23 protein-coding genes are annotated in these 26,071 nt (G+C 71.7%); 18 read left to right on the top strand and 5 right to left on the bottom strand.

Annotated features, from left to right (window positions below; genetic code table 11):
- Positions 1-150 precede the first annotated feature (150 nt).
- The 4 genes from infC to ABEA34_RS17920 all read left to right on the top strand — a co-directional run bounded on the left by infC (position 151) and on the right by ABEA34_RS17920 (position 2,367).
- Positions 151-834: a translation initiation factor IF-3 gene (gene infC, locus ABEA34_RS17935; RefSeq protein WP_345523267.1), complete on the top strand. Its 684-nt coding sequence runs from the start codon at positions 151-153 to the stop codon at positions 832-834.
- 86 nt (positions 835-920) lie between these two features.
- Positions 921-1,115: a 50S ribosomal protein L35 gene (gene rpmI, locus ABEA34_RS17930; protein WP_056159641.1), complete on the top strand. Its 195-nt coding sequence runs from the start codon at positions 921-923 to the stop codon at positions 1,113-1,115.
- Between the two features lie 77 nt (positions 1,116-1,192).
- Positions 1,193-1,579, top strand: coding sequence for a 50S ribosomal protein L20 (gene rplT, locus ABEA34_RS17925; RefSeq protein ID WP_345522841.1), 387 nt, complete (start codon positions 1,193-1,195; stop codon positions 1,577-1,579).
- 20 nt (positions 1,580-1,599) lie between these two features.
- On the top strand, positions 1,600-2,367 hold the full coding sequence (locus ABEA34_RS17920; RefSeq protein ID WP_345522840.1) for a TrmH family RNA methyltransferase: 768 nt from the start codon (positions 1,600-1,602) through the stop codon (positions 2,365-2,367).
- On the opposite strand, the gene ABEA34_RS17915 is transcribed toward ABEA34_RS17920, so the two are convergent.
- Entirely contained in the window at positions 2,361-3,980 is a 1,620-nt protein-coding gene (locus tag ABEA34_RS17915) for a hypothetical protein (protein ID WP_345522838.1), read from the bottom strand. The genes ABEA34_RS17920 and ABEA34_RS17915 overlap by 7 nt on opposite strands.
- A gap of 67 nt (positions 3,981-4,047) precedes the next feature.
- On the opposite strand from ABEA34_RS17915, the gene ABEA34_RS17910 reads away from it, so the two are divergent.
- The 4 genes from ABEA34_RS17910 (at position 4,048) to ABEA34_RS17895 (ending at position 11,757) form a co-directional block, all read left to right on the top strand.
- Positions 4,048-5,082 carry a sensor histidine kinase gene (locus ABEA34_RS17910; protein ID WP_345522837.1) on the top strand — a complete coding sequence of 345 codons (1,035 nt, stop codon included), beginning with the start codon at positions 4,048-4,050 and terminating at the stop codon, positions 5,080-5,082.
- Positions 5,083-5,202: 120 nt separating this feature from the next.
- Positions 5,203-6,309, top strand: a complete 1,107-nt coding sequence (gene pheS, locus ABEA34_RS17905) for a phenylalanine--tRNA ligase subunit alpha (RefSeq protein WP_345522836.1) — start codon at positions 5,203-5,205, stop codon at positions 6,307-6,309.
- Positions 6,309-8,789 carry a phenylalanine--tRNA ligase subunit beta gene (pheT, locus tag ABEA34_RS17900; protein WP_345522835.1) on the top strand — a complete coding sequence of 827 codons (2,481 nt, stop codon included), beginning with the start codon at positions 6,309-6,311 and terminating at the stop codon, positions 8,787-8,789. Before pheS ends, pheT begins: the two co-directional genes overlap by 1 nt.
- A complete protein-coding gene (locus ABEA34_RS17895) occupies positions 8,773-11,757 on the top strand; it encodes an ATP-binding protein (RefSeq protein WP_345522834.1) in 2,985 nt (994 codons plus the stop codon). Before pheT ends, ABEA34_RS17895 begins: the two co-directional genes overlap by 17 nt.
- A gap of 25 nt (positions 11,758-11,782) precedes the next feature.
- Here the strand turns inward: ABEA34_RS17895 and ABEA34_RS17890 are convergent, their stop codons facing one another.
- The 4 genes from ABEA34_RS17890 to ABEA34_RS17875 all read right to left on the bottom strand — a co-directional run bounded on the left by ABEA34_RS17890 (position 11,783) and on the right by ABEA34_RS17875 (position 15,888).
- Complete coding sequence (locus ABEA34_RS17890; protein WP_345522833.1) at positions 11,783-12,613, bottom strand: ABC transporter permease; 831 nt, start codon at positions 12,611-12,613, stop codon at positions 11,783-11,785.
- Positions 12,610-13,602 carry an ATP-binding cassette domain-containing protein gene (locus ABEA34_RS17885; protein ID WP_345522832.1) on the bottom strand — a complete coding sequence of 331 codons (993 nt, stop codon included), beginning with the start codon at positions 13,600-13,602 and terminating at the stop codon, positions 12,610-12,612. The genes ABEA34_RS17890 and ABEA34_RS17885 overlap by 4 nt, the downstream gene beginning before the upstream one ends.
- 56 nt (positions 13,603-13,658) lie before the next feature.
- Positions 13,659-15,002: an exonuclease/endonuclease/phosphatase family protein gene (locus ABEA34_RS17880; protein ID WP_345522831.1), complete on the bottom strand. Its 1,344-nt coding sequence runs from the start codon at positions 15,000-15,002 to the stop codon at positions 13,659-13,661.
- A 94-nt stretch (positions 15,003-15,096) separates the two neighbouring features.
- Positions 15,097-15,888: a maleylpyruvate isomerase family mycothiol-dependent enzyme gene (locus ABEA34_RS17875; RefSeq protein ID WP_345522830.1), complete on the bottom strand. Its 792-nt coding sequence runs from the start codon at positions 15,886-15,888 to the stop codon at positions 15,097-15,099.
- A gap of 85 nt (positions 15,889-15,973) precedes the next feature.
- Between ABEA34_RS17875 and argC the strand changes: the two genes are divergently transcribed.
- From argC to ABEA34_RS17825, 10 genes are read left to right on the top strand one after another with little or no spacing between them, the layout of a single operon-like run.
- Entirely contained in the window at positions 15,974-17,011 is a 1,038-nt protein-coding gene (gene argC, locus ABEA34_RS17870) for an N-acetyl-gamma-glutamyl-phosphate reductase (protein ID WP_425576889.1), read from the top strand.
- Positions 17,008-18,159 carry a bifunctional glutamate N-acetyltransferase/amino-acid acetyltransferase ArgJ gene (gene argJ, locus ABEA34_RS17865; protein WP_345522828.1) on the top strand — a complete coding sequence of 384 codons (1,152 nt, stop codon included), beginning with the start codon at positions 17,008-17,010 and terminating at the stop codon, positions 18,157-18,159. Before argC ends, argJ begins: the two co-directional genes overlap by 4 nt.
- Positions 18,156-19,094, top strand: a complete 939-nt coding sequence (gene argB, locus ABEA34_RS17860) for an acetylglutamate kinase (protein ID WP_345522827.1) — start codon at positions 18,156-18,158, stop codon at positions 19,092-19,094. Before argJ ends, argB begins: the two co-directional genes overlap by 4 nt.
- Complete coding sequence (locus ABEA34_RS17855) at positions 19,091-20,272, top strand: acetylornithine transaminase (RefSeq protein WP_345522826.1); 1,182 nt, start codon at positions 19,091-19,093, stop codon at positions 20,270-20,272. Before argB ends, ABEA34_RS17855 begins: the two co-directional genes overlap by 4 nt.
- Positions 20,269-21,207 (top strand): ornithine carbamoyltransferase, encoded by a 939-nt coding sequence (gene argF, locus ABEA34_RS17850; protein WP_345522824.1) that lies wholly within the window; start codon positions 20,269-20,271, stop codon positions 21,205-21,207. Before ABEA34_RS17855 ends, argF begins: the two co-directional genes overlap by 4 nt.
- Positions 21,204-21,734, top strand: coding sequence for an arginine repressor (locus tag ABEA34_RS17845; RefSeq protein WP_345522823.1), 531 nt, complete (start codon positions 21,204-21,206; stop codon positions 21,732-21,734). The genes argF and ABEA34_RS17845 overlap by 4 nt, the downstream gene beginning before the upstream one ends.
- A complete protein-coding gene (argG, locus tag ABEA34_RS17840; RefSeq protein WP_345522822.1) occupies positions 21,731-23,167 on the top strand; it encodes an argininosuccinate synthase in 1,437 nt (478 codons plus the stop codon). The genes ABEA34_RS17845 and argG overlap by 4 nt, the downstream gene beginning before the upstream one ends.
- Positions 23,167-23,631, top strand: coding sequence for an NUDIX hydrolase (locus ABEA34_RS17835; protein WP_345522821.1), 465 nt, complete (start codon positions 23,167-23,169; stop codon positions 23,629-23,631). The genes argG and ABEA34_RS17835 overlap by 1 nt, the downstream gene beginning before the upstream one ends.
- A complete protein-coding gene (gene argH / locus ABEA34_RS17830) occupies positions 23,628-25,043 on the top strand; it encodes an argininosuccinate lyase (RefSeq protein WP_345522820.1) in 1,416 nt (471 codons plus the stop codon). The genes ABEA34_RS17835 and argH overlap by 4 nt, the downstream gene beginning before the upstream one ends.
- Complete coding sequence (locus tag ABEA34_RS17825; RefSeq protein ID WP_345522819.1) at positions 25,036-25,629, top strand: DNA-3-methyladenine glycosylase; 594 nt, start codon at positions 25,036-25,038, stop codon at positions 25,627-25,629. Before argH ends, ABEA34_RS17825 begins: the two co-directional genes overlap by 8 nt.
- Positions 25,630-26,071: the final 442 nt, after the last annotated feature.

Here is a 26,071-nt window from a genome sequence, read left to right as displayed (position 1 = left end):
GAGCCTCACCGGCTTTCGATGGCACTCCCACTGGTGTGGGGGGCGCCGCGACTGGCTTCCGCTTGCACAAGCGGAAGCCTTCTTTGATTTCGGACCTCCTCCAGGGCCCGGCGGCAAGGACTTCCGGTCACATGGCCACCAGGAGGACACATCAGCACCGAGCTGCGCATCAACGACAGGATCCGGGTTCCCGAGGTCCGACTCGTTGGACCCAACGGGGAGACGGTCGGCATCGTGCCGACCGACCAGGCCCTGAAGCTCGCCCAGGAGGCTGACCTCGACCTCGTCGAGATCGCCCCGCAGGGCAAGCCGCCAGTCTGCAAGCTCATGGACTACGGCAAGTTCAAGTACGAGAACGCCCAGAAGGCGCGCGAGGCCCGTCGCAACCAGACGAACGTGATCATCAAGGAGATGAAGCTTCGTCCGAAGATCGACGCGCACGACTACGAGACCAAGAAGGGTCACGTCGTGCGGTTCCTGCGCGCCGGGGACAAGGTCAAGATCACGATCATGTTCCGCGGCCGCGAGCAGCACCGCCCCGAGCTGGGCTTCCGGCTGCTGCAGAAGCTGGCGGAGGACGTGACGGAGCTGGGCTTCGTCGAGTCGTCGCCCAAGCAGGACGGCCGCAACATGATCATGGTGCTCGGCCCGCACAAGAAGAAGGCCGACGCCAAGGTTGACCAGCAGGCCGAGAAGGAGGCCAAGGCCGCCGAGCGCGCCGCGGCCGTGGCCGACGAGCAGGCTGAGCGCGAAGCCGCTCACGCCGCCGGACCGGTCGCCCAGAAGAAGGAGCGCGGTCGCTCCGAGAACCTCGATCCCGAGATCGAGGCCTGAGACCACGGCGGCCCCCAGGGCCGCCGGAACCACGCGGGTGTCGCGCCACCGCGGGCACGCCAGCAGGACGAGAAGAGAGAGCAGAGATGCCGAAGAACAAGACGCACTCCGGTGCGAGCAAGCGCTTCCGGGTGACCGGGACCGGCAAGATCCTTCGCGAGAAGGCCGGCAAGCGCCACAACCTCGAGAAGAAGCCCTCGAAGGTCACCCGGCGCATGACGGGCACCGTCGAGGTCGCCAAGGCCGACGTCCCGCGCGCGAAGAAGATGCTCGGTCTCTGACCGACCCCGTCCCATCGGTGGTCGAGATCGTCGAGACCCCCGCACCAAGTAGAGCTTTCAGCAACAAGGAGTAAATCGTGGCACGCGTCAAGCGGGCGGTAAACGCCCAGAAGAAGCGCCGGGTCGTCCTCGAGAGGGCCAGCGGCTACCGCGGCCAGCGCTCGCGCCTGTACCGCAAGGCCAAGGAGCAGGTCACCCACTCGCTGGTCTACAGCTACAACGACCGGCGCAAGAACAAGGGCAACTTCCGCAAGCTGTGGATCCAGCGGATCAACGCTGCGGCCCGCGCCCAGGGGATGACCTACAACCGCTTCATCCAGGGCCTCAACCTGGCCGGCATCGAGGTCGACCGCAAGATCCTCGCCGACCTGGCCGTCAACGACGTCGCGGCGTTCAACGTCCTCGTCGAGGCCGCCAAGGCCGCGCTGCCCGAGGACGTCAACGCGCCCAAGGTCTCGGCCTGACGCACGACGCTCCTTTGGTCGTGGGCAACGCCCACGTCAAGGAGACCCGGAAGCTCAGCCGCCGCTCGGAACGCTCCGAGCGGCGGCTCTTCCTTGCCGACGGCCCGAAGGCCGTCGAAGGCGCCCTCGAGGTGCCGGGCTGCGTCGTGGAGGTCTTCGCCACCACCGCCGCCACCGAGCAGTACGCCGACCTCGCCGCGGCCGCGCCGCAGTGGACGCTGGTCGACGACCGGGCGCTCGCGTCGCTCAGCGACAGCGTGACCCCGGCCGGGGTGGTCGCCCTCTGCCGGTTCCTCGACCGCCCCCTCGGGCACGTCGTCGACGCCACCCGCCTCCTCGCGATCTGCGCCGACGTGCGCGACCCGGGCAACGCCGGCACCGTGATCCGCTGCGCAGACGCCGCGGGTGCCGACGCCGTGGTCTTCGCGGGCCGGTCCGTCGACGCCTACAACCCCAAGACCGTCCGCGCGAGCGTCGGCAGCCTGTTCCACCTGCCGATCGCCGTCGAGCCCGACCCGGCTGCCGCCGTACGAGCCGCGCAGGCTGCCGGGCTCCAGGTGCTCGCCGCCGACGGCGCCGGTGAGGTCGACCTCGACCACGCCGACGACCTGCTGGCCGCGCCCACCGCCTGGCTCTTCGGCAACGAGGCCTGGGGCCTTCCCGCCGAGCTCGCCGGGCTGGCCGACCACCGGGTGCGGATCCCGATCCACGGCCGGGCCGAGAGCCTCAACCTCTCGACCGCAGCGGCGCTCTGCCTCTACGCCAGCGCCCGGGTCCAGCGTCAGTAGCGGGACGTCCGGACGACCCGCCAGCCGTCCGGCCCGCCGCGCCGGACCGTGAGACCGACACCCTTGGAGCCGCCGACGAGGTCGAACCGCGTGGGTCGCAGGTAGTTCGAGTCGAACGCCCTCTGGCACCGGCCCCGCGCCGGCATCGCGATCGTGTCGACGGTGCGCCAGCCGGTGGGCGTCGACAGCTGCACCCGGCGCGGCCACCGGGCGTGGGGTCCGCCGTGCAGCCGCAGCAGGCGGTCGGCGGCGACCGGGAACACGAACTCGCACCGGCCGCCGGTCGTGACCGGCACCGAGGCGATTCCGGCGGGGGACAGGATCCGGGTCGCGTGCCGGCCGGGCGCCGCGACCAGCGAGGCGGCGGCGTTGACGGCGTACGGGCGGCGCCCGATCGGCGCCGCCTTCCAGGTCACGCCGTCCGCGCTGAGGAGCAGCGTCCGGCCGCGGGGCATGGCGTCGTAGTCGTGGTCGTACGGCGGGTAGCGGCCGTCGGCGCGCTCCTTGGCGTAGCAGTGCAGGTCGAGGAAGAAGACCTGCGCGGTCGCGTCGCCCCCGAAGTCACCGCCGGTGCAGCCGGGGAAGCCGTGGTCGTAGACGGTGGTCCGGGGCGACCAGGTGCGGGTGGAGTCGTCGTAGGTCTGCACCATCAGGCGTCGGCGGTCCGGGCTGCCGATCACCAGCAGCGGCTTGCCGGCCACGTCGAGGTAGGACGGGTGGATCGTCCGCTTGGGGGAGCCGCGGTAGACGACCAGGCCGGCCCCGTCGACGGGTCGCGGGACGGTCAGCTGCCACGGCGACGAGGTGTCGGCACGCGAGACGACGTACGTCGTCGCGCGGCTGTTGTCGTCGCCGCGGACCGTGAGGTCGTCCACGGTCGTCAGCGAGCCCTCGGTGCACCCGGGGTCGACGTCCGAGACGAGCTGGACCCGCTCCGGCCCGCTGAGCGGTCGGGCGTGCACACCGAGGCGGCACTTCCCGGCTCGGGACTCGGCGCCCATCAGGCTGACCGTGCCCGAGTCCTCCGCGACGATGGTCTCGGCGCCGCCGTCGCCGCGGAACCCGGTGCTGACCAGCGTGCTGAAGCCCGCGCCCGCACGCCAGCGGACGAACCCGTCGCCGCCGCTCGCCGGCCACGCCGCGGTCCGGCCGTCCGGGCTGATGGCGGGCGGCTGGTAGGCCTCGCCCGGGAGCTCGTGGCGTGACCACGAGGCGAGGTCGCGCGTGACCAGGGCCTGCGTGTGCACCGGCGCCTGGTCCTCGTAGTAGCTGCGGTCGCACTCGAGGGTCAGGGCGATCCCGCCGGGGGAGGCGGCGCCGTCGATCTGGCCGCAGGTGAGCCGCCCCTTTCCGGCGAACAGGACCGACGGGGCGTCCCACGTGGTCGCGCCGGCCGGTCGGTGCTGGATCTTGACGACCGACTTGTTGGGCATGCCGACGGCGATCGAGCCCAATCCGGGCGCGGTGAAGACCTGGGTCGCGAGGTAGTCGTACGACGCGGGTCGGGTGCCGCCGCGCTGCGGGGCGGAGGCCGTGGTCAGCGCCTGGGCGCCCGCGAGGCCGACGAAGCTCGCCAGCAGGGCTGCGACCGGGATCAGGTGGCGGGTGCGCACGCGGTGACCTCCAAGGGGTCCGAGACGGTGGTGCGATGACCACCCTCGCACGTGGCACGCTGTGCCTGTGTCCGGGATCGAGGCGAGCGCCCAGCAGGTCGTCGACTCCCTGTCCGACGGCGTCGTGCTCGCCGACGCGGCGGGAGCGGTGACGGCCGTCAACCTCGTGGCCGCGCGATGGCTCGGCGTGGACGCGGCCGGCGCGGTCGGGAGGCCGCTGGCCGAGGTGCTCGGTCTCCAGGACCACGACGGCAAGGACTGGTGCTCGGTCAACTGCCCGTACGACGGGCTCCCGACCCGCACCGCCGTCCCCGAGCAGGCCTGGATCCTCCCCGACGGCACCGAGGTGCTCGTCGTGGCCCGGATCCACCGCCCCGCGCTCAGCGAGCCGGTGTCCCACGTCGCGGTCAGCCTGCGCTCGGGCCGCGGGCGGGCCCGGCTGGACCGGGAGCGGTCCGACCTGGTGGCCACCGTGGCGCACGAGCTGCGGTCGCCGCTCACGGGCGTGAAGGGCTTCGTCCAGGCGCTGCTCAACCGCTGGGACCAGCTCAGCGACGATCAGAAGAAGCTGATGCTGACGACCGTCAGCGCCGACTCCGACCGGCTCAGCAGGCTGATCGCCGAGCTCCTCGACGTGGCGCGGATCGACACCGGACGGCTGCAGCTGTACCCACGACCGTCCGACGCCGCGGTCCTGGTCCGGCGGGTCGTCGAGTCCGTGGCCGCCGGCACCAGCCGGCCGGTCGAGCTGACCGTCGCCGAAGGTCTGCCGGAGATCACGGTCGACCCCGACAAGTTCACCCAGGTCATCACCAACCTGGTCGAGAACGCCGTACGCCACGGCGAGGGCACCGTCCGCGTCGCGGTGACGCACGACGGCGCCGGCGTGCGGGTCCGCGTCGAGGACGAGGGCGAGGGGATCTCGCCAGAGCTGCGGCGACGGGTGTTCACCAAGTTCTGGACCGGAGGGGGACGCGGCTCCGGGCTCGGGCTCTACCTCGTCAACGGGCTGGTCCGGGCGCACGGCGGCACCGTCGCGATCGGCGACGCCGCCGGCGGCGGTGCCCGGATCGACGTCGAGCTGCCGGCCACGGTCGACTGAGGAGCGCCGGCCCTCCACCGCCGGTCGGCTCGCCCGGGATGAACCGGTTCGCGGGGACGCCCCCGACCTCCATAGACTCCGGGGGTTGACATTCGCGACGAAGGCGGCGAGAGAACCGACGTGTCTGGACCGAACACCGACTACGACCCCGTGGAGGTCACCCCGTTGAAGCCCGAGGAGGTCGAGGCATCCCGGGACGCCGCGCTCGCGGCGATCGCGGCGGCGGCCGACCTCGCCGAGCTGAAGCAGGTGCGGATCGACCACACGGGCGACCGGTCCCCGCTCGCGCTCGCCAACCGCGAGATCGGGGCCTTGCCACCGCAGGCCCGCAAGGAGGCCGGTCAGCGCATCGGCCAGGCTCGCGGTGCCGTCAACCAGGCCCTCGCCCAGCGCCAGGCCGTGCTCGAGGCCGAGCACGAGGAGCGGATGCTCGTCGAGGAGACCGTCGACGTCACGCTGCCGACCGACCGCGTCCCCACCGGCGCCCGGCACCCGCTCACCACCGGTGCCGAGCTGATCGCCGACATCTTCGTCGCGATGGGCTGGGAGGTCGCCGAGGGACCGGTCATCGAGGCCGAGTGGCTCAACTTCGACGCGCTCAACCTCGGCCCGGACCACCCGGCCCGCACGATGCAGGACACGTTCTGGACCGACCCGCCGGAGAACCACCTCGTGCTGCGCACCCACACCTCGCCGGTGCAGGCGCGCACGATGCTCTCCCGCACGCCCCCGATCTACGTCGTCTGCCCCGGTCGTGTGTTCCGCACGGACGAGTACGACGCCACGCACAGCCCGGTCTTCCACCAGGTCGAGGGCCTCGCGATCGACGAGGGCATCACCATGGCCAACCTCAAGGGCACGCTCGACCACTTCGCCGCGTCCATGTTCGGCGAGGGCATCAACACCCGCTTCCGCCCGTCGTACTTCCCCTTCACCGAGCCGAGCGCCGAGGTCGACCTGGTCTGCTTCGTGTGCCGCGGCTCGGGAGTCGTCGACGGCGCGACCTGCCGCACCTGCCGCGGTGAGGGCTGGATCGAGTGGGGCGGCTGCGGCGTCGTGAACCCGCGGGTGCTGGTTGCCTGCGGCATCGACCCCGAGCGCTACACCGGCTTCGCCTTCGGCATGGGCATCGACCGCACGCTGATGTTCCGCCACGGCATCGAGGACCTGCGCGAGCTCTTCGAGGGCGACATCCGCTTCACCACGGCATTCGGAACGGAACTCTGATGAAGGCCCCTGTCTCCTGGATCCGGGAGTACGTCGACCTGCCCGACGGCGTCACGACCGAGGACCTCGCCGCGCGCCTCACCGCGCTCGGCCTCAAGCTGGAGGCGATCGAGAAGCCCGGTGACCAGATCACCGGCCCGCTCGTCGTCGGCAAGGTGCTCACGATGGAGCCCGAGCCGCAGAAGAACGGCAAGACCATCAACTGGTGCACCGTCGACGTCGGCGCCGCCAACGGCACCGGTGAGCCCCAGGGCATCGTCTGCGGCGCGCACAACTTCAAGCCGGGCGACCTGGTCGTGGTGATCCTCCCCGGCGGCATCCTCCCGGGGAACTTCGAGATCTCCGCCCGCAAGACCTACGGCCACCTGTCCGCAGGCATGATCTGCTCCGCCCGCGAGCTGGGTCTCGGCGACGACCACGACGGCATCATCGTGCTCCCGGCCGACGCGGGCGCGCCGGGCGACGACGCCTTCGCGGTGCTCGGCCTGAGCGACGAGGTCATCGAGTTCGAGATCAACCCCGACCGTGCCTACGCGCTCTCCCTGCGCGGCGTCGCCCGCGAGGCGGCACTCGCGTACGGCGCGCCGTACCGCGACCCCGCCGACCGCCCGGTCCCCGAGCCCAACGCCTCCGGCTATCCGGTCGAGGTCGACGACCCCGCCGGCTGCCCGGTCTTCGTCGCCCGCAAGGTCACCGGCTTCGACCCCGCCGCGGCGTCGCCCGACTGGATGGTGCGACGGCTGACCCAGGCCGGCATGCGCCCGATCTCGCTCGCGGTCGACGTCACCAACTACGTGATGCTCGAGATCGGCCGCCCGATCCACGGGTACGACGCCGACAAGCTCACCGGGACGATCCGGGTGCGCCGGGCGGCGGAGGGCGAGCGCCTGACCACGCTCGACGGCATCGACCGCGCGCTGTCGACCGAGGACCTGGTCGTCACCGACGACTCCGGGATCATCGGCCTCGGCGGCGTCATGGGTGGCGAGACCACCGAGATGTCGGCGACCACGACGTCGGTGCTGGTCGAGGCGGCCCACTGGGACGCGACCTCGATGTTCCGCACGGGCAAGCGCCACAAGCTCACCTCCGAGGCCGGCAAGCGCAACGAGCGCGGCGTCGACCCGGTCGTCACGCAGGCCGCGGCCGACCGGGTGGTCGAGCTGCTGACGACGTACGGCGGCGGCACCGCCGATGCCGGCGTCACCGTCGTGGGCATCCCGCCGACCCAGGCGCCGATCGAGATGTCGTACGACCTGCCGGCGCGGGTGACCGGCATGCCCATCGACGCGGCGACCACCGTCGCCAACCTCGAGGCCGTCGGCTGCGTGCTGGACAAGCAGGACACGACCGTCATCGCGACCCCGCCGCCGTGGCGGCCCGACCTCACCGACCCGTTCGACCTGGTCGAGGAGGTCGCCCGGATCGTGGGCTACGACCAGGTCCCGTCCGTGCTGCCGCGCGAGGCCGCCGGGCGTGGGCTGACCCGTGAGCAGCGGCTCCGGCGACGGGTCGGCCGGATGCTCGCCGGTGCCGGCTGCGTCGAGGTGATCAGCTTCCCGTTCGTGGGCGACGCCGCCTTCGACGCGCTGGGCCTGCCCGCTGACGACGTCCTGCGGACGACCGTCCGGCTCGCCAACCCGCTGTCGAGCGAGGAGCCGTCGTACACGACGACCCTGCTGCCCGGGCTGCTCAAGGCCGCCGCGCGCAACCTGAGTCGCGGCGCGACCGGGGTGTCGCTCTTCGAGACGGGGACCGTCGCGTTCCCGGTCGACCGTGGTCCGGCGCCGATCTACGGCGTCGACCGGCGGCCCAGCGACGACGAGCTGGCCAAGCTGTTCGAGGCGCTCCCCGAGCAGCCGCTGCACCTCGCCGTGGTGCTGGCCGGCGAGCGCGAGCGCGCCGGCTGGTGGGGGGCTGGTCGCGAGGCCGGCTGGTCCGACGCGGTCGGCATCGTGCGCCGCCTCGCCACCGAGCTCGGGGTGGACGTCGAGGTGGTCTCCGCCTCCCGCGCCCCGTGGCACCCGGGGCGGTGCGCCCAGGTGCTGGTCGACGGGGTCGAGCTCGGGCACGCCGGCGAGCTGCACCCGAAGGTCTGCCAGGCGTTCGGGCTGCCCGCCCGGAGCGCGGCCGTCGAGGTGGACCTCGACTTCCTGATGCGCCGCGCCCGCGACGTGGCGCCGGGGCCGGACTTCTCGACGTACCCGCTCGCGAAGGAGGACGTCGCCCTGGTCGTCGACGCGGCCGTCACGACCGCGGACGTCGAGGCCGCGCTCCGCGAGGGGGCCGGTGAGCTGCTCGAGTCGATCCGGCTCTTCGACCTCTACACCGGCGACCAGGTGGGCGCCGGGCGCAAGTCGCTCGCCTTCGCGCTGCGCTTCCGGGCCACCGACCGCACCCTGACCGAGGAGGAGACGGCAGCCGCGCGCGACGCGGCCGTCGCGCTCGCTGCCGAGCGGACCGGTGCCGTCCAGCGCTGACGGACCCATCAGCCCCCGGCTCAGGGTCCTCGACGACGTCACGTGGTCCGGCGAGCCCGTTCCCGGGGAGCGGACCCACGCCCTGCTGCGGGTGCTCGTCGAGGCCGGGACCCGCGGCCTGAGCGAACAGGCGCTGGTCGAGGAGGTCTGGGGCGACGACGTCCCGGCCAACCCCACCAAGGCGCTCCAGGTCGTCGTGTCCCGCGCGCGGTCCGCGACCAGCCCGACCGCCATCGAGCGCACCGCTCGCGGCTACCGGCTCGCGCTCGCATCCACCGACGTCGACGCGTGGGCGCTGCGGCCCGAGGGCCTGCGCCTCGCGGCCGCGGGGGAGTACGCCGCCGCGCTGCCGCTCCTGGAGCGGGCGGAGCCGGACGACGAGGTCGTCGCCGCCCTCCTGCGCTCGCTGGCGGCGGTCCACGGTGCCCCGGCGGCGCTCGACCGCTACGAGACCTACCGCGGCGATCTCGCCGACCGGTTGGGAGTGGATCCCAGCCCCGACCTCCAGGCGCTGCACAGCGAGCTGCTGGCTCGGGACCGGCCGGTGCGTGAGGGCCTGCTCTACGAGGCGTCGCGCCTGATCGGCCGCGCGGACGACGTCACGGCGCTCGAGGCGATGATCCGCACCTCGCGGGTCACCTCGATCGTCGGTCCCGGCGGGCTCGGCAAGACCCGGCTGGCCCACCTGATGGGTCGGCTGGCCGAGCAGCCCGTCGTGCACTTCGTCGAGCTCGCCGGCGTGACCTCGCCGGAGGGCGTCACGGTCGAGGTCGGCGATGTCCTCGGCGTCCGGGAGTCGGTCACGGGCCGGCTCACGTCGGCGGCGGCGCGTCGTACCGACCTGGTCAGCCGCATCGTGGACCAGGTAGGCACCGCGCCCGCCCTGCTCATCCTCGACAACTGCGAGCACCTCGTCGACGCCGTCGCCGACCTCGTCTCGGTGCTGGTGCAGCGGACTCCGTCGCTGCGCGTCCTGACCACGACCCGGGCGCCGCTGGGCATCGCCGCCGAGCGCGTCTACCAGCTCCCGCAGCTGAGTCTCGACGACGCCGTCGAGCTCTTCCGCGAGCGGGCCACGGCGGCCCGCCCCGGCGTACGCCTGGCCGAGGACGAGGTGCGCTCGCTCGTCGCCCGCCTCGACGGGCTCCCGCTGGCGGTCGAGCTCGCGGCCGCCAAGGTCCGTGTCATGTCGGTCGCCGAGATCGAGCGCCGCATCGAGGACCGCTTCGCCCTGCTGCGAGGAGGGTCCCGCGACGCGCCCGAGCGTCACCAGACCCTGCTCGCCGTCATCGACTGGAGCTGGAACCTGCTCCACGACGACGAGCGCGTCGCCCTGCGGCGGCTCTCGATCTTCCGCGACGGCTTCTCCCTCGGGGGCGCCGAGGCGGTCGTCGGCAGTGACGCGCTCGGGGCGCTCGCCAACCTCGCGGACCAGTCGCTGGTGACGGTGGTCGAGGGTGCGGGCGAGCTCCGCTACCGCCTGCTGGAGACGGTGCGTGAGTTCGGGCAGATGCAGCTGGTCGGCTCCGGCGACGACACCGAGACGATCGCCCGGCTGCGCACCTGGGGCACGGAGTTCGCGCTGCGCTGCGAGAGCCGGCTCTTCGGTCCGCGCCAGGTCGAGACGATGACCGCCATCCGCACCGAGGAGGGCAACCTCGTCGACCTGCTGCGGCGGTGCCTGCGCACCGAGGACGCCGACGCCGTGGTCGTCGTGATGGCCTGCCTGTCGGACTTCTGGACGATCGAGGGGAGTCATCTCAAGGTCGTCAACATCTCGCCGGACGTCGAGGCGGTCGTGGTGGACGCGGCGATCTCGCCCGAGCTCGAGGAGTCGTACCGCACGACCCTGACCGCCATCGCCTTCAACTCGATGATCTTCAGCGACTCGACGGTCGGTCGGGCGTTCGACCGCCTGGAGCAGCTGGGTCCTGGCGCCCGGGGGACGCGGAGCGGGATCGCGGCCACCGTGCTGCTCGCCGCGCGCGCAACGGTCGACGACGGTCATTTCGGCGCGGTCGAGGAGATGTGCTCGGACGACGACCGGCGGATCGCGCAGCTCGCACTGCAGTGGTCGAGCCAGTTCCACGAGAACCAGGGCGAGATCAGGCTCGCGCAGGAGCACGGCCTACGAGCCCTGGCGCTCACGGACGAGGCCGACGGCCCATGGGGCGCGGCGCTGATCCGCGCGCAGCTCGCCGGTCTCACGATGCAGGTCGGCGAGATGACCGAGGCGATGGGCTATGCCCGCGACGCGATCCCCGTGCTGGACGCCCTCGGCGCCGACGAGGACGTCGCCCAGCTCAAGGCCGTGCTGGCCATGGGTGCCCTCGAGGACGGCCGGATCGACGAGGCGGAGCGGATCTTCGACGAGATCGAGGCCTCCGACGGCGCCACCGGCATCTTCGGTGCCGCCATCATCCTTCTCTGCGGCCGACCCGAGCTCGATCTGGCCGCAGGCCGCGTCGACCTCGGGCTCCGGGGCTATCGCGAGGCCGCCAAGACCCTGTCCGCGCGCAGCTTCCCGGGCCTGGAGACCATGCTCGGGTTCGAGCCGTGGACCCTGTACGCCGAGGCCGCGGCCGTCGCCGCCCACGTGCTGCACGACCAGCGGGACGAGGTGGAGGGGCTGCGCCGCGACCTGCTGGACAAGTCGCCGCGGATCCTCGACGGCGCGATCGGCTTCCTCGACTTCCCGGTCTTCGGCTCGATCCTCTTCGCGCTCGCCGTCTGGGAGCTGGCCGACCAGCCGGACCCGACCCGGGCCGAGCGCGCCGTACGCCTGCTCGTCTACGCCGACCGGTTCGGCTACAACCGGCAGCTGCCGAGCCTGGCCTGGGCTCCGGGGCTGGCGCTCGCCGAGGACGTCCTGCCGGGGGAGGAGGCCCGGATCCGGGCCTCGCTCGAGGGCCGGCACGCCCCCGAGCTCCGCCCGGAGGTCGGTGACCTGCTGGCGGAGCTCGGGTAGACGGCTCCGGTGGCCCGTCGCCTGATCACATCTTGCGGGAGTAGGACCTGACGGAGAGCGGCAGGAAGATCGCGACCACGATCCCGCAGCCGAGCAGCGCCCAGCCGACGTTGGCGGTGACCGCACCGTCGTTCATCAGGTCGCGGACCGCGGAGATGACCAGCGACACCGGGTTGACCTTGACGAACGCCTCGAGCCATCCCGGCAGCGTGCTGGTCGGCACGAACGCGTTGGACAGGAAGGTCAACGGGAACATGATCATCATCGAGATCCCTTGCACCGCCTGGGCGCTGCGGGCGCGGGTGCCGAGGTAGGTGAAGATCCAGGCGAGCGACCAGCCGGCGACCACCGTGAGCAGCCAGCCGCCCAGCACCCCGAGGACGCCGCCGCCGGGGCGGTAGCCCATGAGCAGCCCGGTCAGGATGGTGAGGGTCGCGGCCGTGCCGTAGCGGACCAGGTCGGCGAGCGCCGGCCCGACGAGCGGGGCGATCCGGGCGATCGGCAGCGACTTGAACCGGTCGAAGACCCCCTTGTCCATGTCCTCCCGGAGCTGGATGCCGGTGGCCATGCTGGCCGTGAGGGCCGTCTGGGCCAGGATGCCGGTGATGAGGAGCGGCAGGTAGTCCTGCACGCTGCCCGTGATCGCGCCGCCGAAGATGTAGGCGAACATCGCCGTGAAGAGCAGCGGCTGGAGCGTGACGTCGAACCACTGCTCCGGGTTGCGGCGCATCTTCTTCAGGGCACGCCAGGCCATCGCGAGGCTCTGGTCGAGGGTGTCGCGGAGCGACGGGCGGGTGACGATGACCCGGTCGAGGATCTCGGTCGTCTCGTGCTCGGCGAGGAGGGTGGTGCTCATCTAGCAGCCTCCATCTGGGGTTCGTGGCTCTCGTCCTCGGCGCTGTGGCCGGTGATGGCCATGAACACCTCGTCGAGGGTGGGCTTCTGGACGGTGGCGGACGCGATCGACAGCCCGGACTGGCGCAGCGCGATCAGCACGTCGGCAGCCTGGTTTGCGTCGGTGAGCGCGGCGTTCATGCCGCCGGCCTCCGGGGTGAGCACCGGCTCCTCGCCGAGGACGCGTCGTACGACGTCGGCAGCGCCTGAGGTCTCGGCCGGGTCGGACATCCGCAGCTGGAGCGTCGAGCTGCCGACCGACGTCTTGAGCTCGTCCGGCGTGCCCTCGGCGACCTTGATGCCGCGGTCGATGACCGCGATCCGGTCGGCGAGCTGGTCGGCCTCGTCGAGGTACTGCGTCGTCAGCAGCACGGTGCTGCCCTCCCGGATCAGCTCACGGATGGTCTCCCACATCTGGCCGCGGGTGCGCGGGTCGAGGCCGGTGGTCGGCTCGTCCAGGAAGATCAGCGGGGGCTGGGAGATCAGGCTCGCCGCCAGGTCGAGCCGGCGGCGCATGCCGCCGGAGAAGGTCTTGATCTGCTTGTTGCGGGCCTCGGTCAGGCCGAAGCGCTCGAGCAGGTCGTGGGCGACGGCCTTCGACCTGGCGGAGGACAGGCCCTGCAGCCGGCCGAAGAGCCAGAGGTTCTCCGAGCCGGTGAGGTTCTCGTCGACCGAGGCGTACTGCCCGGTGACGCCGACGAGCTGCCGGATCATGTGGGGGTTGCGGCGTACGTCGACGCCGAAGATGCTGGCCTCGCCGCCGTCCAGCGGCAGCAGGGTGGCGAGCATCTTGAGGGTGGTGGTCTTGCCCGCGCCGTTGGGGCCGAGCACGCCGAAGACCTCGCCGCGACGGACCTCGAGGTCGATGCCGTCGACCGCTCGGAAGTCGTCGAAGGTCTTGACGAGCCCGGAGGCCGCGACGGCCAGGTCGGTGTCAGGAACGTGTGTCATGCCCTGAGCATGCGCGGTGCCGGTTTCGTGCTGCCTTCACCGCGGTTTCACGGGTTTCAGCCCGCGGACACCGGGACCGTCGCCGCCTGCATGAAGTGGTCGGACGCCACCTGCGACGCCTTCCGGTACGCGTAGTTGACGTAGCGGCACGAGCCCGGCGTCCCGCCGACGGTCATGATGTAGTCGCGCCGGTGCGGCGAGCGACGGACCGGGAACTTCAGGCTGTTGGTCGTCGCGAAGTCCGAGTGGACGATCTTGGCCGAGGCGAACGCGTCGTAGAAGCCGGCTCGCAGGAGCGCCGTCTGCACCCCGTTGTAGGGCTTGATGTCGACGGTCGAGTTGAAGTCGCCCGCCAGGACGACCTGGCCGCCGTACGTGTCCCGCAGCCTCTGCGTGAGGGCGATGACCTGCTTGATCTCGCGGTTGCGGGCGTTGAACGCCCGCCGGGTGTCGGTGTTCGCGAGGTGGGTGCTGACCAGGATGAACGGCGACGTGGACCCGCCGGCGCCCATCAGGCGCACCCAGGGCGCGTACGCCGTCGGCGCGTGCGGGTCGCGGATCCGGTCGAAGCCGGACGCGAGCTTGTCGTACTTGTTCGCGTCGAAGAAGACCCGGGTGCCGATGTGCCCCTCGCCCCGGTAGGCGTCCTCGGGCAGCGCATCCACCCAGTGGGCGGCAGGGTCGGGGTCGTCGGCGTTGAGGTGGGCGAGGATCCAGGGGCTCTGCCGCCGCTTGCCGTGGCCGCCGCCGGCCCTTCCGGTCGCCTCCTGGATCGCGACGGCATGAGCGCCGCTGCGCAGGATGGTGCGCACCACCCGCGGGCCGCGCTTGCTCCAGTTGAACCGCGTCCTGCTGCCGTGGCGCACGTCCGCGCCCCAGGTCTCCACGTTGAAGGTGCCGATGGTCGCGCGGTCGCTCCCGCTCGGGCACCCCGCGCCCAGCGGGGTCTGGATCCACTTGGCAGGTCTGGTGCCGCGGGTGCCGTTGCTGCGGTGCACGACGAGCCGCACGAAGGAGAAGTTGCCGGAGTAGCGCGTGGCGCTGAACGCCGGCGGGACGACGATCGACTGCCGCTTGCGGGACACCTTGTAGTGCCGCACCTTGGTCGTCAGCCGGTAGTTCACCCCCACCTGGACGTCGTAGCTCCTTAGCCGTGACAGCGGCCCGGGGCGCTTCCAGGTGATCAGGATCTGTCCGTCGGTGGTGGTCGACAGGCCGACCTCGAGGTAGCCGCTCCCGTTGCTCGGGCTGCCGGCCGCACGTCCGGTGGGGTTGCTCTGCGTCGCCCGGGAGGAGGCGTTGGCGGGTCCGTCGGGAGCCGTGAGGAGAGTCGTGACGAGCACGCCGACCACCAGGGCTGCGAGGGCGACCGGGGACCGGAATCGAGAGGGTGCGGACATCGGGGAGCACTTCCAAGCCGAGAGTGAGGGGTCTGCTTCGGACGATCGCACTACGTGTGACCGTAACCCGAACCCCTCCTGGGGAAACCCGGTGTCAGTTGATCGGGTGGTTGACGGCCAGTCGGAAGCGGTCGTAGACGCCCCGGTCGCCGCTCACCTGCACGTCGCTGTCGTCCCCTCGGCGCCACAGCCAGGCATCGAGTGCCGGACCCGGCCCGCTGACCACGGCATCGGCCTCGGTGCCGGGCGCCGCGACCACGCGGATGTCCTCGAGGTCGTGGTGCTCGCCGTCGGGGTCCGTGCCGGTGAACCGCCCGATCTGCACCCACGACGACTCGTCGCGGTCGGTGACGTCGACCCGGACGAAGTGGGGGAGCGGCGCGAACTCGCCCCACGACGGCGCGCCCCCGAACATGACATCGAGGCACTCGTCGACTCCGTCCGCCGCCAGCGCCGGGTCGAGGGGCGTCACCTGACCGGCGGTCTGCTCCGCGTCCAGGCGGTGGATCAGCGCCTCGTGCGCCTGGCGCCGGAAGGTGAAGCCGACCGTCTGCTCGGTGGACCAGGTCCAGGCGGGCTCCGCAGGATCGGCCGCCCCGAGCGCCGCGACCAGCCGAGCCGCGTTGGCCTCGTGGAGGGCGAGCCGCTCGGCGTACGACGCCGGTGGGCTCGGCTCCTCGAGGTCGTCCGGTCCCACCGGTCTCCGCTCGATGATCGTCGCCCAGAAGTCGAGGACGCCGCCGTGGTGAGCGAGCAGGTCCGCCGCCGTCCAGTTCGGACAGCCGGGCACCCGCGCCTCGGGGTCGCAGTCGGCCAGCACCGCGCGCAACCGCGCGGACTCGTCCTCGATGTGCCGCAGGTAGTCAGGGAACTCAAGTCTCGCCATGATGGGCAACGTAGCGACGTGCACCGAGGGGGCGCATCCGAGTTACCACCCCGTCGCAAATGAAGATGCAGTCATGTGTATAGTCATGCACATGACCAGGAAGACCGTCGCCGTCGCCGGAGCCAGCGGGTACGCCGGGGGTGAGCTGCTCCGCCTCCTGCTCGGTCACCCGGACGTGGAGATCGGCGCGCTCACCGGCGCATCCAACGCCGGCCAGCCGCTCGGTGCCCTGCAGCCGCACCTGGTGCCGCTGGCCGACCGGGTGCTCGAGGAGACCACGATCGAGACGCTATCCGGGCACGACGTGGTGTTCCTGGCCCTGCCGCACGGCCAGTCCGGTGGGGTCGCCGCCCAGCTCGGCGAGGGGACCGTGGTCATCGACTGCGGCGCCGACTTCCGGCTCGCCGACGCCGCCGCGTGGGAGAAGTTCTACGGCGGCCAGCACGCCGGCACCTGGCCCTACGGCCTGCCCGAGCTCCCCGGCCAGCGCGACCTGCTCCGGGGCGCGACCCGGGTCGCCGTGCCCGGCTGCTACCCGACGATCTCCAGCCTGACGCTCGCGCCGGCGGTCGCCGCCGGCATCGTCGAGCCCGACGTCACCGTGGTCGCCGCCTCCGGCACCAGCGGCGCCGGCAAGGCCGCCAAGCCGCACCTGCTCGGCAGCGAGACCATGGGCAACGCCAGTGCGTACGGCGTCGGCGGGGTCCACCGCCACACGCCCGAGATCACCCAGAACCTGTCGAAGCTGACCGACGGCACCGTCGCCGTCAGCTTCACCCCGCTCCTCGTGCCGATGGCGCGCGGCATCCTCGCGACCTGCTCGGCCCGGTTGACGTCCGACGTCAGCGCCGACGAGGCCTACGACGTCTACGCCAAGGCGTACGCCGACGAGCCGTTCGTCCACCTGCTCCCGCAGGGTCAGTGGCCGCAGACCAAGTCGGTGACCGGGTCCAACGCGGTGCACCTGCAGGTCACCGTCGACGAGGACGCGCGACGACTCGTCGCCGTCGGTGCCGTGGACAACCTGGCCAAGGGCACCGCCGGCGCTGCCGTGCAATGCATGAACCTCGCGCTCGGCCTCGACGAAGGCCTGGGCCTCACCACCGTAGGAATCGCACCGTGACGATCACCCATCCCGCAGGCTTCCGGGCCGCCGGCGTCGCCGCCGGCCTCAAGTCCACCGGAGCCAAGGACATCGCGCTCGTTGTCAACGACGGCCCGACCTTCGACTCCGCCAGCGTCTTCACCGCCAACCGCTGCAAGGCCAACCCTGTCCTCTGGAGCCAGGAGGTCGTCAAGGACGGCGTCGTCCGGGCGGTCTTCCTCAACTCCGGCGGCGCCAACTGCTACACCGGCCCCGAGGGCTTCCAGACCACCCACGCCGTCGCGGAGACGGTCGCCGACAGGCTCGGCATCGGTGCGCTCGACGTGGTGGTCTGCTCGACCGGCCTGATCGGCCTCACCAACGACCGCGAGCAGGTGCTCGCCGGCGCGTCCGCGGCGTACGACGCCCTCGCGAGCGACGGCGGCCAGCAGGCGGCCGAGGCGATCATGACGACCGACTCGGTGAGCAAGCAGGTCGTCGTCGAGGGCGCCGGCTGGTCGATCGGCGGCATGGCCAAGGGTGCCGGCATGCTCGCGCCCCAGCTGGCCACGATGCTGGTCGTGCTGACCACCGACGCCGTGGTCCCCGCCGCCGACCTCGACACCGCGCTACGTGCCGCCACCCGCGTCAGCTTCGACCGGCTCGACTCCGACGGGTGCATGTCCACCAACGACACCGTCACCGTGCTCGCCAGCGGCGCCAGCGGCATCACCCCGGCACTGCCCGACTTCACCGACGCCCTCACCCAGGCCTGCACCGACCTCGCGATGCAGCTGCTCCGCGACGCGGAGGGCGCCGACCACGAGATCGCGATCACCGTGCTCAACGCCGCGACCGAGGACGAGGCGGTGGAGGTCGGGCGCAGCGTCGCGCGGTCCAACCTCTTCAAGGCCGCGGTGTTCGGCAACGACCCCAACTGGGGCCGCGTGCTCGCCAGCATCGGCACGACGCGGGCCGCGTTCGACCCCGCCGACCTCGACGTCGCCATGAACGGCGTGTGGGTGTGCAAGCAGTCGACGCCGCACGCCGACCCGGAGACCGTCGACCTGAAGCCCCGCGAGGTGAGCGTGACCATCGACCTGAAGGCCGGGTCCGAGCGGGCGACCGTCTGGACCAACGACCTCACCCACGCCTACGTCCACGAGAACAGCGCGTACTCGTCATGAACGACTCCACCTCCGGCCAGTTCGACATCAGCAAGCCCGACCAGGCCAAGGCCCGCACGCTCGCGGCCGCGCTGCCGTGGCTGAAGCGCTACCACGGCAAGATCGTGGTGGTGAAGTACGGCGGCAACGCCATGACCGACGACACCCTGAAGCGCGCGTTCGCCGAGGACATCGCCTTCCTGCGGTTCGCCGGCTTCAAGCCCGTGGTCGTCCACGGCGGCGGCCCCCAGATCTCGACCATGCTCGACCGGCTCGGCATCGAGTCCGAGTTCCGCGGCGGTCTCCGCGTGACCACGCCCGAGGCGATGGACGTCGTCCGCATGGTCCTCGTCGGGCAGGTCCAGCGCGAGCTGGTCGGGCTCATCAACGAGCACGGCCCGCTCGCCGTCGGCTGCTCCGGCGAGGACGCCGGCCTCTTCACTGCTGAGCCGGCGAGCACCATCGTCGACGGCGAGGAGGTCGACCTCGGCCTCGTCGGCGAGGTCGCCCGGGTCCGCCCGGAGTCGGTGCTCGACCTGATCGAGGCCGGTCGCATCCCGGTCGTCTCCAGCGTCGCGCCCGACGTCAACGGCGTGATCCACAACGTCAACGCCGACTCGGCGGCCGCCTCGCTCGCGGTCGCGCTGAGGGCCGAGAAGCTGCTCGTGCTCACCGACGTCGAGGGTCTCTACCTCGACTGGCCCAACTCCGACGACGTCATCGGCGAGATCAGCCCCGAGGCACTCGCCGAGATCATCCCGGCGCTCGCCAGCGGCATGGTGCCGAAGATGGGCGCCTGCCTGCTGGCCGTGCAGAACGGCGTACCGCGCGCCACCGTCGTGGACGGCCGCGAGCCGCACGCCGTGCTCCTCGAGCTGTTCACCAACGAGGGCGTCGGCACCCAGGTGCTGCCCGGCGTCGAGACCAAGACCAGGAAGGCGAGGGACTCCCAGTGACTGATTCCTACGCAGAGCGGTACACCGCGAGCCTGATGAACACCTTCGGGCCCCCCAAGCTGGTCCTCGCCCGCGGCGAGGGCGCCCACGTCTGGGACGTCGGCGGCAACGAGTACGTCGACCTCCTCGGCGGCATCGCGGTCAACGCGCTCGGCCATGCCCACCCTGCGCTCATCGAGGCGGTCACCGGCCAGCTCGGCACGCTCGGGCACATCTCCAACTTCTTCACGAGCGGCCCCCAGGTCGAGCTGGCCGAGAAGCTGCTGGCGCTGCTGGGCAAGGCGCCGGGGGAGGGCAAGGTCTTCTTCACCAACTCCGGCACCGAGGCCAACGAGGCGGCGTTCAAGCTGACCCGCCGCACCGGCCGCACCCAGGTCGTGGTCGCGGAGGGCAGCTTCCACGGCCGCACGATGGGCGCGCTGGCGCTGACCTCCAAGGAGGCCTACCGCGCCCCGTTCGAGCCGCTTCCGGGCGACGTCACGTTCGTCCCGTACGGCGATGCAGCCGCGCTCGCCGCCGCCGTCTCCGGCGCGACCGCCGCGATCCTGCTCGAGCCGATCCAGGGCGAGGCGGGCGTCGTCGTGCCCCCCGACGGCTACCTCGCCGCCGCCCGTGCGGTCGCCGACGAGCACGGCGCGCTCCTGTGGCTCGACGAGATCCAGTCGGGCATGGGCCGCACCGGCGAGTGGTTCGCGCACGACCCCGCCGTACGCCCCGACATCGTCACGGTCGCCAAGGGACTCGGCGGCGGCTTCCCGATCGGCGCCTGCATCGGCCTCGGCGACGCCGGCACCCTCCTCGAGCCGGGCAACCACGGCACCACCTTCGGCGGCAACCCCGTCGCCTGCGCGGCGGCGCTCGCCGTCATCCGGACCATCGAGGACGAGGACCTGCTCGAGCACGTGACCGTCCTCGGGCACAAGCTCCGCGACGGCCTGGCCGCCGACCCGCGGGTCACCGAGGTCCGCGGCGCTGGGCTGTTCGTCGGGCTCGACCTGTCCGCCGACGCGTCCGCCGACGTCGCCGCGGCCGCCCAGCGGGCCGGCTTCATCGTCAACAACCCGACCCCGAGGCGGATCCGGCTCGCGCCACCGCTCGTGCTCGCCGAGGACGACGTCAACGCGTTCCTCGCGGCCTGGCCGGGCATCCTCGACGAGGCGATGGGAGCGGAGTCATGAGTGCCCCCCGGATCAGGCACTTCCTCGCCGACGACGACCTCACCCCTGCCGAGCAGGCCCAGGTGCTCGCGCTCGCAGCTGAGCTCAAGCACGCGCCGTACGACGCCAAGCCGCTCGCCGGCCCGCGCACGGTGGCCATGATCTTCGACAAGCAGACGCTGCGCACGCAGTCGTCGTTCGCCGCGGGCATCGCCGAGCTCGGCGGTTTCCCGATGCTCGTCGACGGCGCGCTCGCCGGCATCGGGGTCCGCGAGTCGGTGCACGACGTCGCCCGCGTCCTGGGCCGTCAGGCCTCGATGATCGTCTGGCGGACCTACGCGCAGGGCAACCTCGAGGAGATGGCCGAGCACTCCGGGGTCCCGGTGGTCAACGCGCTCACCGACGACTTCCACCCGTGCCAGCTGCTCGCCGACCTGCTCACGATCCAGGAGCACAAGCAGCAGCTCGCCGGGCTGACCGTGGCCTTCGTCGGCGACGGCGCCTGCAACATGGGCAACTCCTGGCTGCTCGCCGGTGCCACCGCCGGCATGCACATCCGGGTGAGCTCGCCCGACGGCTACGCCCCCGAGGCAGCCATGGTCGAGCGGGCGGCGGCCATCGCCGCGACCACAGGCGGCTCCGCGGTGCTCGAGGCCGACCCCGTCGCCGCCGTCACCGGAGCGGACGTCGTCGTCACCGACACCTGGATCTCGATGGGCAAGGAGGACGAGGCGGCGGCCCGCGCGGAGGTCTTCGCGCCGTACTCGCTGACCGTGAGCCTGTTCGAGCGTGCGAAGCCCGACGCCATCGCGATGCACTGCCTGCCGGCCTACCGCGGCAAGGAGATCGACGCCGAGGTGCTCGACGGGCCGCAGAGCGTCGTCTGGGACGAGGCGGAGAACCGCCGTCACGCCCAGAAGGCGATCATCAGCTTCCTGGCCGAGGAGGTCCGATGAACACCGCCCTCCGCCCGACCACCAAGAACGCCCGGCACCAGCGCATCGTCGAGATCGTCACCCAGCACGAGGTCCGCTCCCAGAGCGACCTCGCCGACCTGCTCGCCGAGAGCGGGCTGCGGGTCACCCAGGCCACGCTCTCGCGCGACCTGGTCGAGCTCGACGCCGTCAAGGTGCGTACGGCGACCGGCGCGCTCGTCTACGCCGTGCCCGCCGAGGGTGGCGACCGACGACCCGCGGCGCCGGGGGAGACCGCCGCCGCGGCGGCCCGGCTGGCCCGGCTGTGCGGCGAGCTGCTCGTCAGCGCCGACGCCAGCGCCAACCTGGTCGTGCTGCGCACCCCTCCCGGCGCCGCCCAGTTCCTGGCCTCCGCCTTCGACAAGGCAGAGTTCCCCGACATCCTCGGCACCATCGCCGGCGACGACACCGTGCTCGTGATCGGCCGCGACCCCAGCGGAGGCGACGACCTCGCCCGCCGGTTCCTGGCCCTCGCCGACACCCACCACCAGAAGGAAGACACTCCGTGAGCAAGGTCCTGACCTCCCTCCCCGTCGGCGAACGCGTCGGCATCGCGTTCTCGGGAGGGCTCGACACCTCGGTCGCCGTGGCCTGGATGCGCGCCAAGGGCGCCATCCCGTGCACCTACACCGCCGACATCGGGCAGTACGACGAGCCCGACATCAGCGGCGTACCCGACCGGGCCGTCCAGTACGGCGCGGAGATCGCCCGCGCGGTCGACTGCCGCCTCCCGCTGGTCGAGGAGGGCCTGGCCGCGATCGCGTGCGGCGCCTTCCACATCCGCTCCGGCGCGCGGATCTACTTCAACACCACGCCGCTCGGGCGCGCGGTCACCGGCACCATGCTGGTCCGCGCCATGCACGAGGACGGCGTCGACATCTGGGGCGACGGCTCGACGTTCAAGGGCAACGACATCGAGCGCTTCTACCGCTACGGCCTGCTGGCCAACCCCGACCTGCGCATCTACAAGCCCTGGCTCGACGCCGACTTCGTGACCGAGCTCGGCGGCCGCCACGAGATGAGCCAGTGGCTCGTCGACCACGACCTGCCCTACCGCGACAGCCAGGAGAAGGCGTACTCGACCGACGCCAACATCTGGGGTGCCACCCACGAGGCCAAGACCCTCGAGCACCTCGATGTCTCGCTCGAGACCGTCGAGCCGATCATGGGCGTGAAGTTCTGGGACCCGAGCGTCGTCATCGACACCGAGGACGTCACGATCCGCTTCGAGGCCGGTCGTCCGGTCGCGATCAACGGCATCCGGTACGACGACCCGGTCGCTCTGGTCCACGAGGCCAACGTGATCGGCGGCCGGCACGGCCTCGGCATGTCCGACCAGATCGAGAACCGGATCATCGAGGCCAAGTCCCGCGGCATCTACGAGGCGCCGGCGATGGCGCTGCTCTGGACGTCGTACGAGCGGCTCCTCAACGCGATCCACAACGAGGACACCATCGCCAACTACCACGCGCAGGGCCGCCAGCTCGGCCGGCTGCTCTACGAGGGTCGCTGGCTCGACCCGCAGGCGCTGATGATCCGCGAGTCCATTCAGCGCTGGATCGCCTCGCTCGTCACCGGCGAGGTGACGCTGCGGCTGCGCAGGGGCGAGGACTACACGGTCCTGCGCACCGACGGCGCCAACTTCTCCTACCACCCCGACAAGCTGTCGATGGAGCGCACCGACAACGCCGCCTTCGGTCCCAACGACCGGATCGGCCAGCTCACCATGCGCAACCTCGACATCGCCGACTCGCGCGCCAAGCTCGAGCTGTACGCCGCGCAGCCGCTCGACCAGGGCCAGGTGCTCGTCGAGAACGGCACGCTCTTCGGCGAGATCGAGGCCGGGGGAGCCGACCGCATCGCCCGCAACCCGAAGGCGGAGCAGGAGGCCGGCGAGGACGAGGCGCTCGACTACGCCGCGATGGAGTTCGGCACCGACTGATGCGCATCCCACGGACCACCGCACGGGTGCTCCCGGTCAGCGCGGACGGCGCCGTCCTCCTGCTCCAGGAGCAGGACCCGGCACGCCCGGGCGTGACCTGGTGGGGCACCGTCGGCGGCGCCGTCGACCCGGGCGAGACGCTCCCCGAGGCGGCGGTGCGCGAGATGCGCGAGGAGATCGGTCTCGTCGTGACGACCGAGCGCCTGATCGGACCGATCGGGACCGGCATCCACGAGTTCTCCTTCGCGGGTGTCGACTACGTGAGCCAGACCAACTTCTTCGCCATGGCGCTGGAGCGCGATGTCGAGGTCAGCTTCGAGCACCTCGAGCCCGAGGAGGTCGGCAACGTGCTGGCCGCGTCGTGGTGGTTCCCTGAGGACCTGGAGGTGGACGGGACCGCTGCCCAGGACGACCTGCCTGACGTGATGCGGCGCGCGGTCGCCGCGGTGAGAGGAACAGCATGAGCACCACCAACACCGGCAAGCTCTGGGGCGGCCGCTTCGCGGGCGGACCGTCGCCCGAGCTCGACGCGCTCTCGCGCTCGACCCACTTCGACTGGCGGCTCACGCCGTACGACCTGGCGGGCTCGCGCGCGCACGCCAACGCGCTGCACCACGCCGGTCTGCTGACCGACGAGGACCACGCCGAGCTGCTGCGCGGGCTCGACGTCCTGGGGGAGCGGTACGCCGCCGGCGAGCTCCTGCCCGACCCGTCCGACGAGGACGTCCACGGCGCCCTGGAGCGGCTGCTGGTCGACGAGGTCGGCGCCGACGTGGGCGGCCGGATCCGGGCCGGCCGCAGCCGCAACGACCAGATCGCCACGCTGTTCAAGGTGTTCCTCCGCGACCACGCCGCCGAGATCGCCGAGCAGGTCCTCGACCTCGTCGACGCGCTCAGCACGCAGGCGCGCGACCACCTCGACGTGGTGATGCCCGGGCGCACCCACCTCCAGCACGCCCAGCCGGTGCTGCTCTCACACCACCTGCTGGCCCACGCCTGGCCGCTCCTGCGCGACGTCGACCGGCTGCGCGACTGGGACGCCCGGGTGGCCGCGGACTCGCCGTACGGCTCCGGCGCCCTCGCCGGCTCCAGCCTCGGCCTCGACCCCGAGGGCGTCGCCGCGGAGCTCGGGTTCGCCGGCTCGACGGCGAACTCGATCGACGGCACCGCCGCCCGCGACTTCGTCGCCGAGTTCGCCTACGTCACCGCGCAGATCGGCGTCGACGTCAGCCGGATCGCGGAGGAGGTCATCCTCTGGTCGACCCGCGAGTTCGGCTTCGTGACGCTGCACGACTCCTGGTCGACGGGCTCGAGCATCATGCCGCAGAAGAAGAACCCCGACATCGCCGAGCTGGCCCGCGGCAAGTCCGGCCGACTGATCGGCAACCTCTCGGGCCTCCTGGCCACGTTCAAGGCGCTCCCGCTCGCCTACAACCGCGACCTCCAGGAGGACAAGGAGCCGGTCTTCGACTCCGTCGACACCCTCGAGGTCCTGCTGCCGGCGTTCACCGGGATGGTCGCCACGCTCACCTTCGACACCGCGCGGCTGGCCGAGCTCGCCCCGCAGGGCTTCTCGCTCGCCACCGACGTCGCCGAGTGGCTGGTGCGCGAGGGCGTCCCGTTCCGGGTCGCCCACGAGGTCGCTGGTGCCTGCGTACGCCGGTGCGAGGAGCTCGGCATCGAGCTCGACCAGCTGACCGACGAGCAGTTCGCCGAGATCTCGCCGGCGCTCACGCCAGCGGTGCGCGACGTGCTCACCGTGGAGGGCTCCGTGTCGTCCCGCGTCGGCCGTGGCGGCACCGCCCCGGTCCGGGTCCGCGAGCAGCTCGGCGAGCTCACCGCCGTCGTCGACGCCCACCGGGCCCGACTTGCTTGACCTCTCGGGCCCGGTGCTCGAGGAGGCACCACGTCTCCTCGGTGCCGTGCTGCGCCATGGCGATGTAGCCGTCCGCATCACCGAGGTCGAGGCGTACGACGGCGCCAACGACCCGGGCTCGCACTCCTACCGCGGTCGCACCAAGCGCAACGCGGTGATGTTCGGCCCCGCCGGTCACCTCTACTGCTACTTCACCTACGGCATGCACGTGTGCTGCAACGTCGTGTGCGGACCCGTCGGCACGCCCAGCGCCGTGCTGATCCGTGCCGGAGAGGTGGTCGACGGGCTCGACCTGGCCCGCTCCCGCCGTGCCGGGGCCAGCGACCGCGACCTGGCGCGCGGACCCGCGCGCCTGTGCCGGGCGCTCGACGTCCAGCTCTCCGACAACGGGACCGATCTACGGTCCGGGCCGCTCACGCTGACGCTCGGGGACCGGGTCGACGACGTCTCGACCGGCCCTCGCGTGGGGCTACGCGGGGCCCCGGACCGGCCCTGGAGGTTCTGGATCACGGGGGAGCGGAGCGTCTCCGCCTACCGCCCGGCGGCGCCCCTCAAGCGCGACCGACGAGCCGATTTGGGGTCCTGAGCACCACCCTGTTAACGTTCTGTTCGTCGCGGTGAGCGACTCCCCCTCGGGCCGCAAGGCCAACTGGACGGAGTTCTTGCACGCCCGGCCGCGGTGAGGATCGGCCCCCGAGTTGACGGGGTGGATCGGAACCGGTAAGTTTTTGCAGGTTGCCCCGGCGGCGGCCCTCACAAGGGTCTGCTTCGGTGTGCGTCTGATGTTTGAGAACTCAACAGTGTGTCATAGTCGACGAATTAGTTTGTTATGCCCCGTCTTCTGTGTCTGATGCCTTTCGGGGTTGAGGTCATGGTTGATGGTTTCTTTGACAATGATTCTGACAATTTTTGTCAGTGTCGTCTGTCAGGCATCTCTTTTTCCTCAGCTGACTTTTGGGTTGGTTGGGGGTGTTGTTTTCAACGGAGAGTTTGATCCTGGCTCAGGACGAACGCTGGCGGCGTGCTTA

This window comes from Nocardioides conyzicola, assembly GCF_039543825.1.
Classification (GTDB): Bacteria; Actinomycetota; Actinomycetes; order Propionibacteriales; family Nocardioidaceae; genus Nocardioides; species Nocardioides conyzicola.
This window is presented reverse-complemented; position numbering and strand designations above follow the sequence as displayed.

Coding starts and splice junctions, on each gene's coding strand:
- rpmI (WP_056159641.1), top strand. CDS start 921: ATGCCGAAGAACAAGACGCACTCCGGTGCGAGCAAGCGCTTCCGGGTG.
- pheT (WP_345522835.1), top strand. CDS start 6,309: ATGAAGGCCCCTGTCTCCTGGATCCGGGAGTACGTCGACCTGCCCGAC.
- ABEA34_RS17890 (WP_345522833.1), bottom strand. CDS start 12,613: ATGAGCACCACCCTCCTCGCCGAGCACGAGACGACCGAGATCCTCGAC.
- ABEA34_RS17885 (WP_345522832.1), bottom strand. CDS start 13,602: ATGACACACGTTCCTGACACCGACCTGGCCGTCGCGGCCTCCGGGCTC.
- ABEA34_RS17880 (WP_345522831.1), bottom strand. CDS start 15,002: ATGTCCGCACCCTCTCGATTCCGGTCCCCGGTCGCCCTCGCAGCCCTG.
- ABEA34_RS17875 (WP_345522830.1), bottom strand. CDS start 15,888: ATGGCGAGACTTGAGTTCCCTGACTACCTGCGGCACATCGAGGACGAG.
- argC (WP_425576889.1), top strand. CDS start 15,974: ATGCACATGACCAGGAAGACCGTCGCCGTCGCCGGAGCCAGCGGGTAC.
- argB (WP_345522827.1), top strand. CDS start 18,156: ATGAACGACTCCACCTCCGGCCAGTTCGACATCAGCAAGCCCGACCAG.
- argF (WP_345522824.1), top strand. CDS start 20,269: ATGAGTGCCCCCCGGATCAGGCACTTCCTCGCCGACGACGACCTCACC.
- ABEA34_RS17845 (WP_345522823.1), top strand. CDS start 21,204: ATGAACACCGCCCTCCGCCCGACCACCAAGAACGCCCGGCACCAGCGC.
- ABEA34_RS17835 (WP_345522821.1), top strand. CDS start 23,167: ATGCGCATCCCACGGACCACCGCACGGGTGCTCCCGGTCAGCGCGGAC.
- argH (WP_345522820.1), top strand. CDS start 23,628: ATGAGCACCACCAACACCGGCAAGCTCTGGGGCGGCCGCTTCGCGGGC.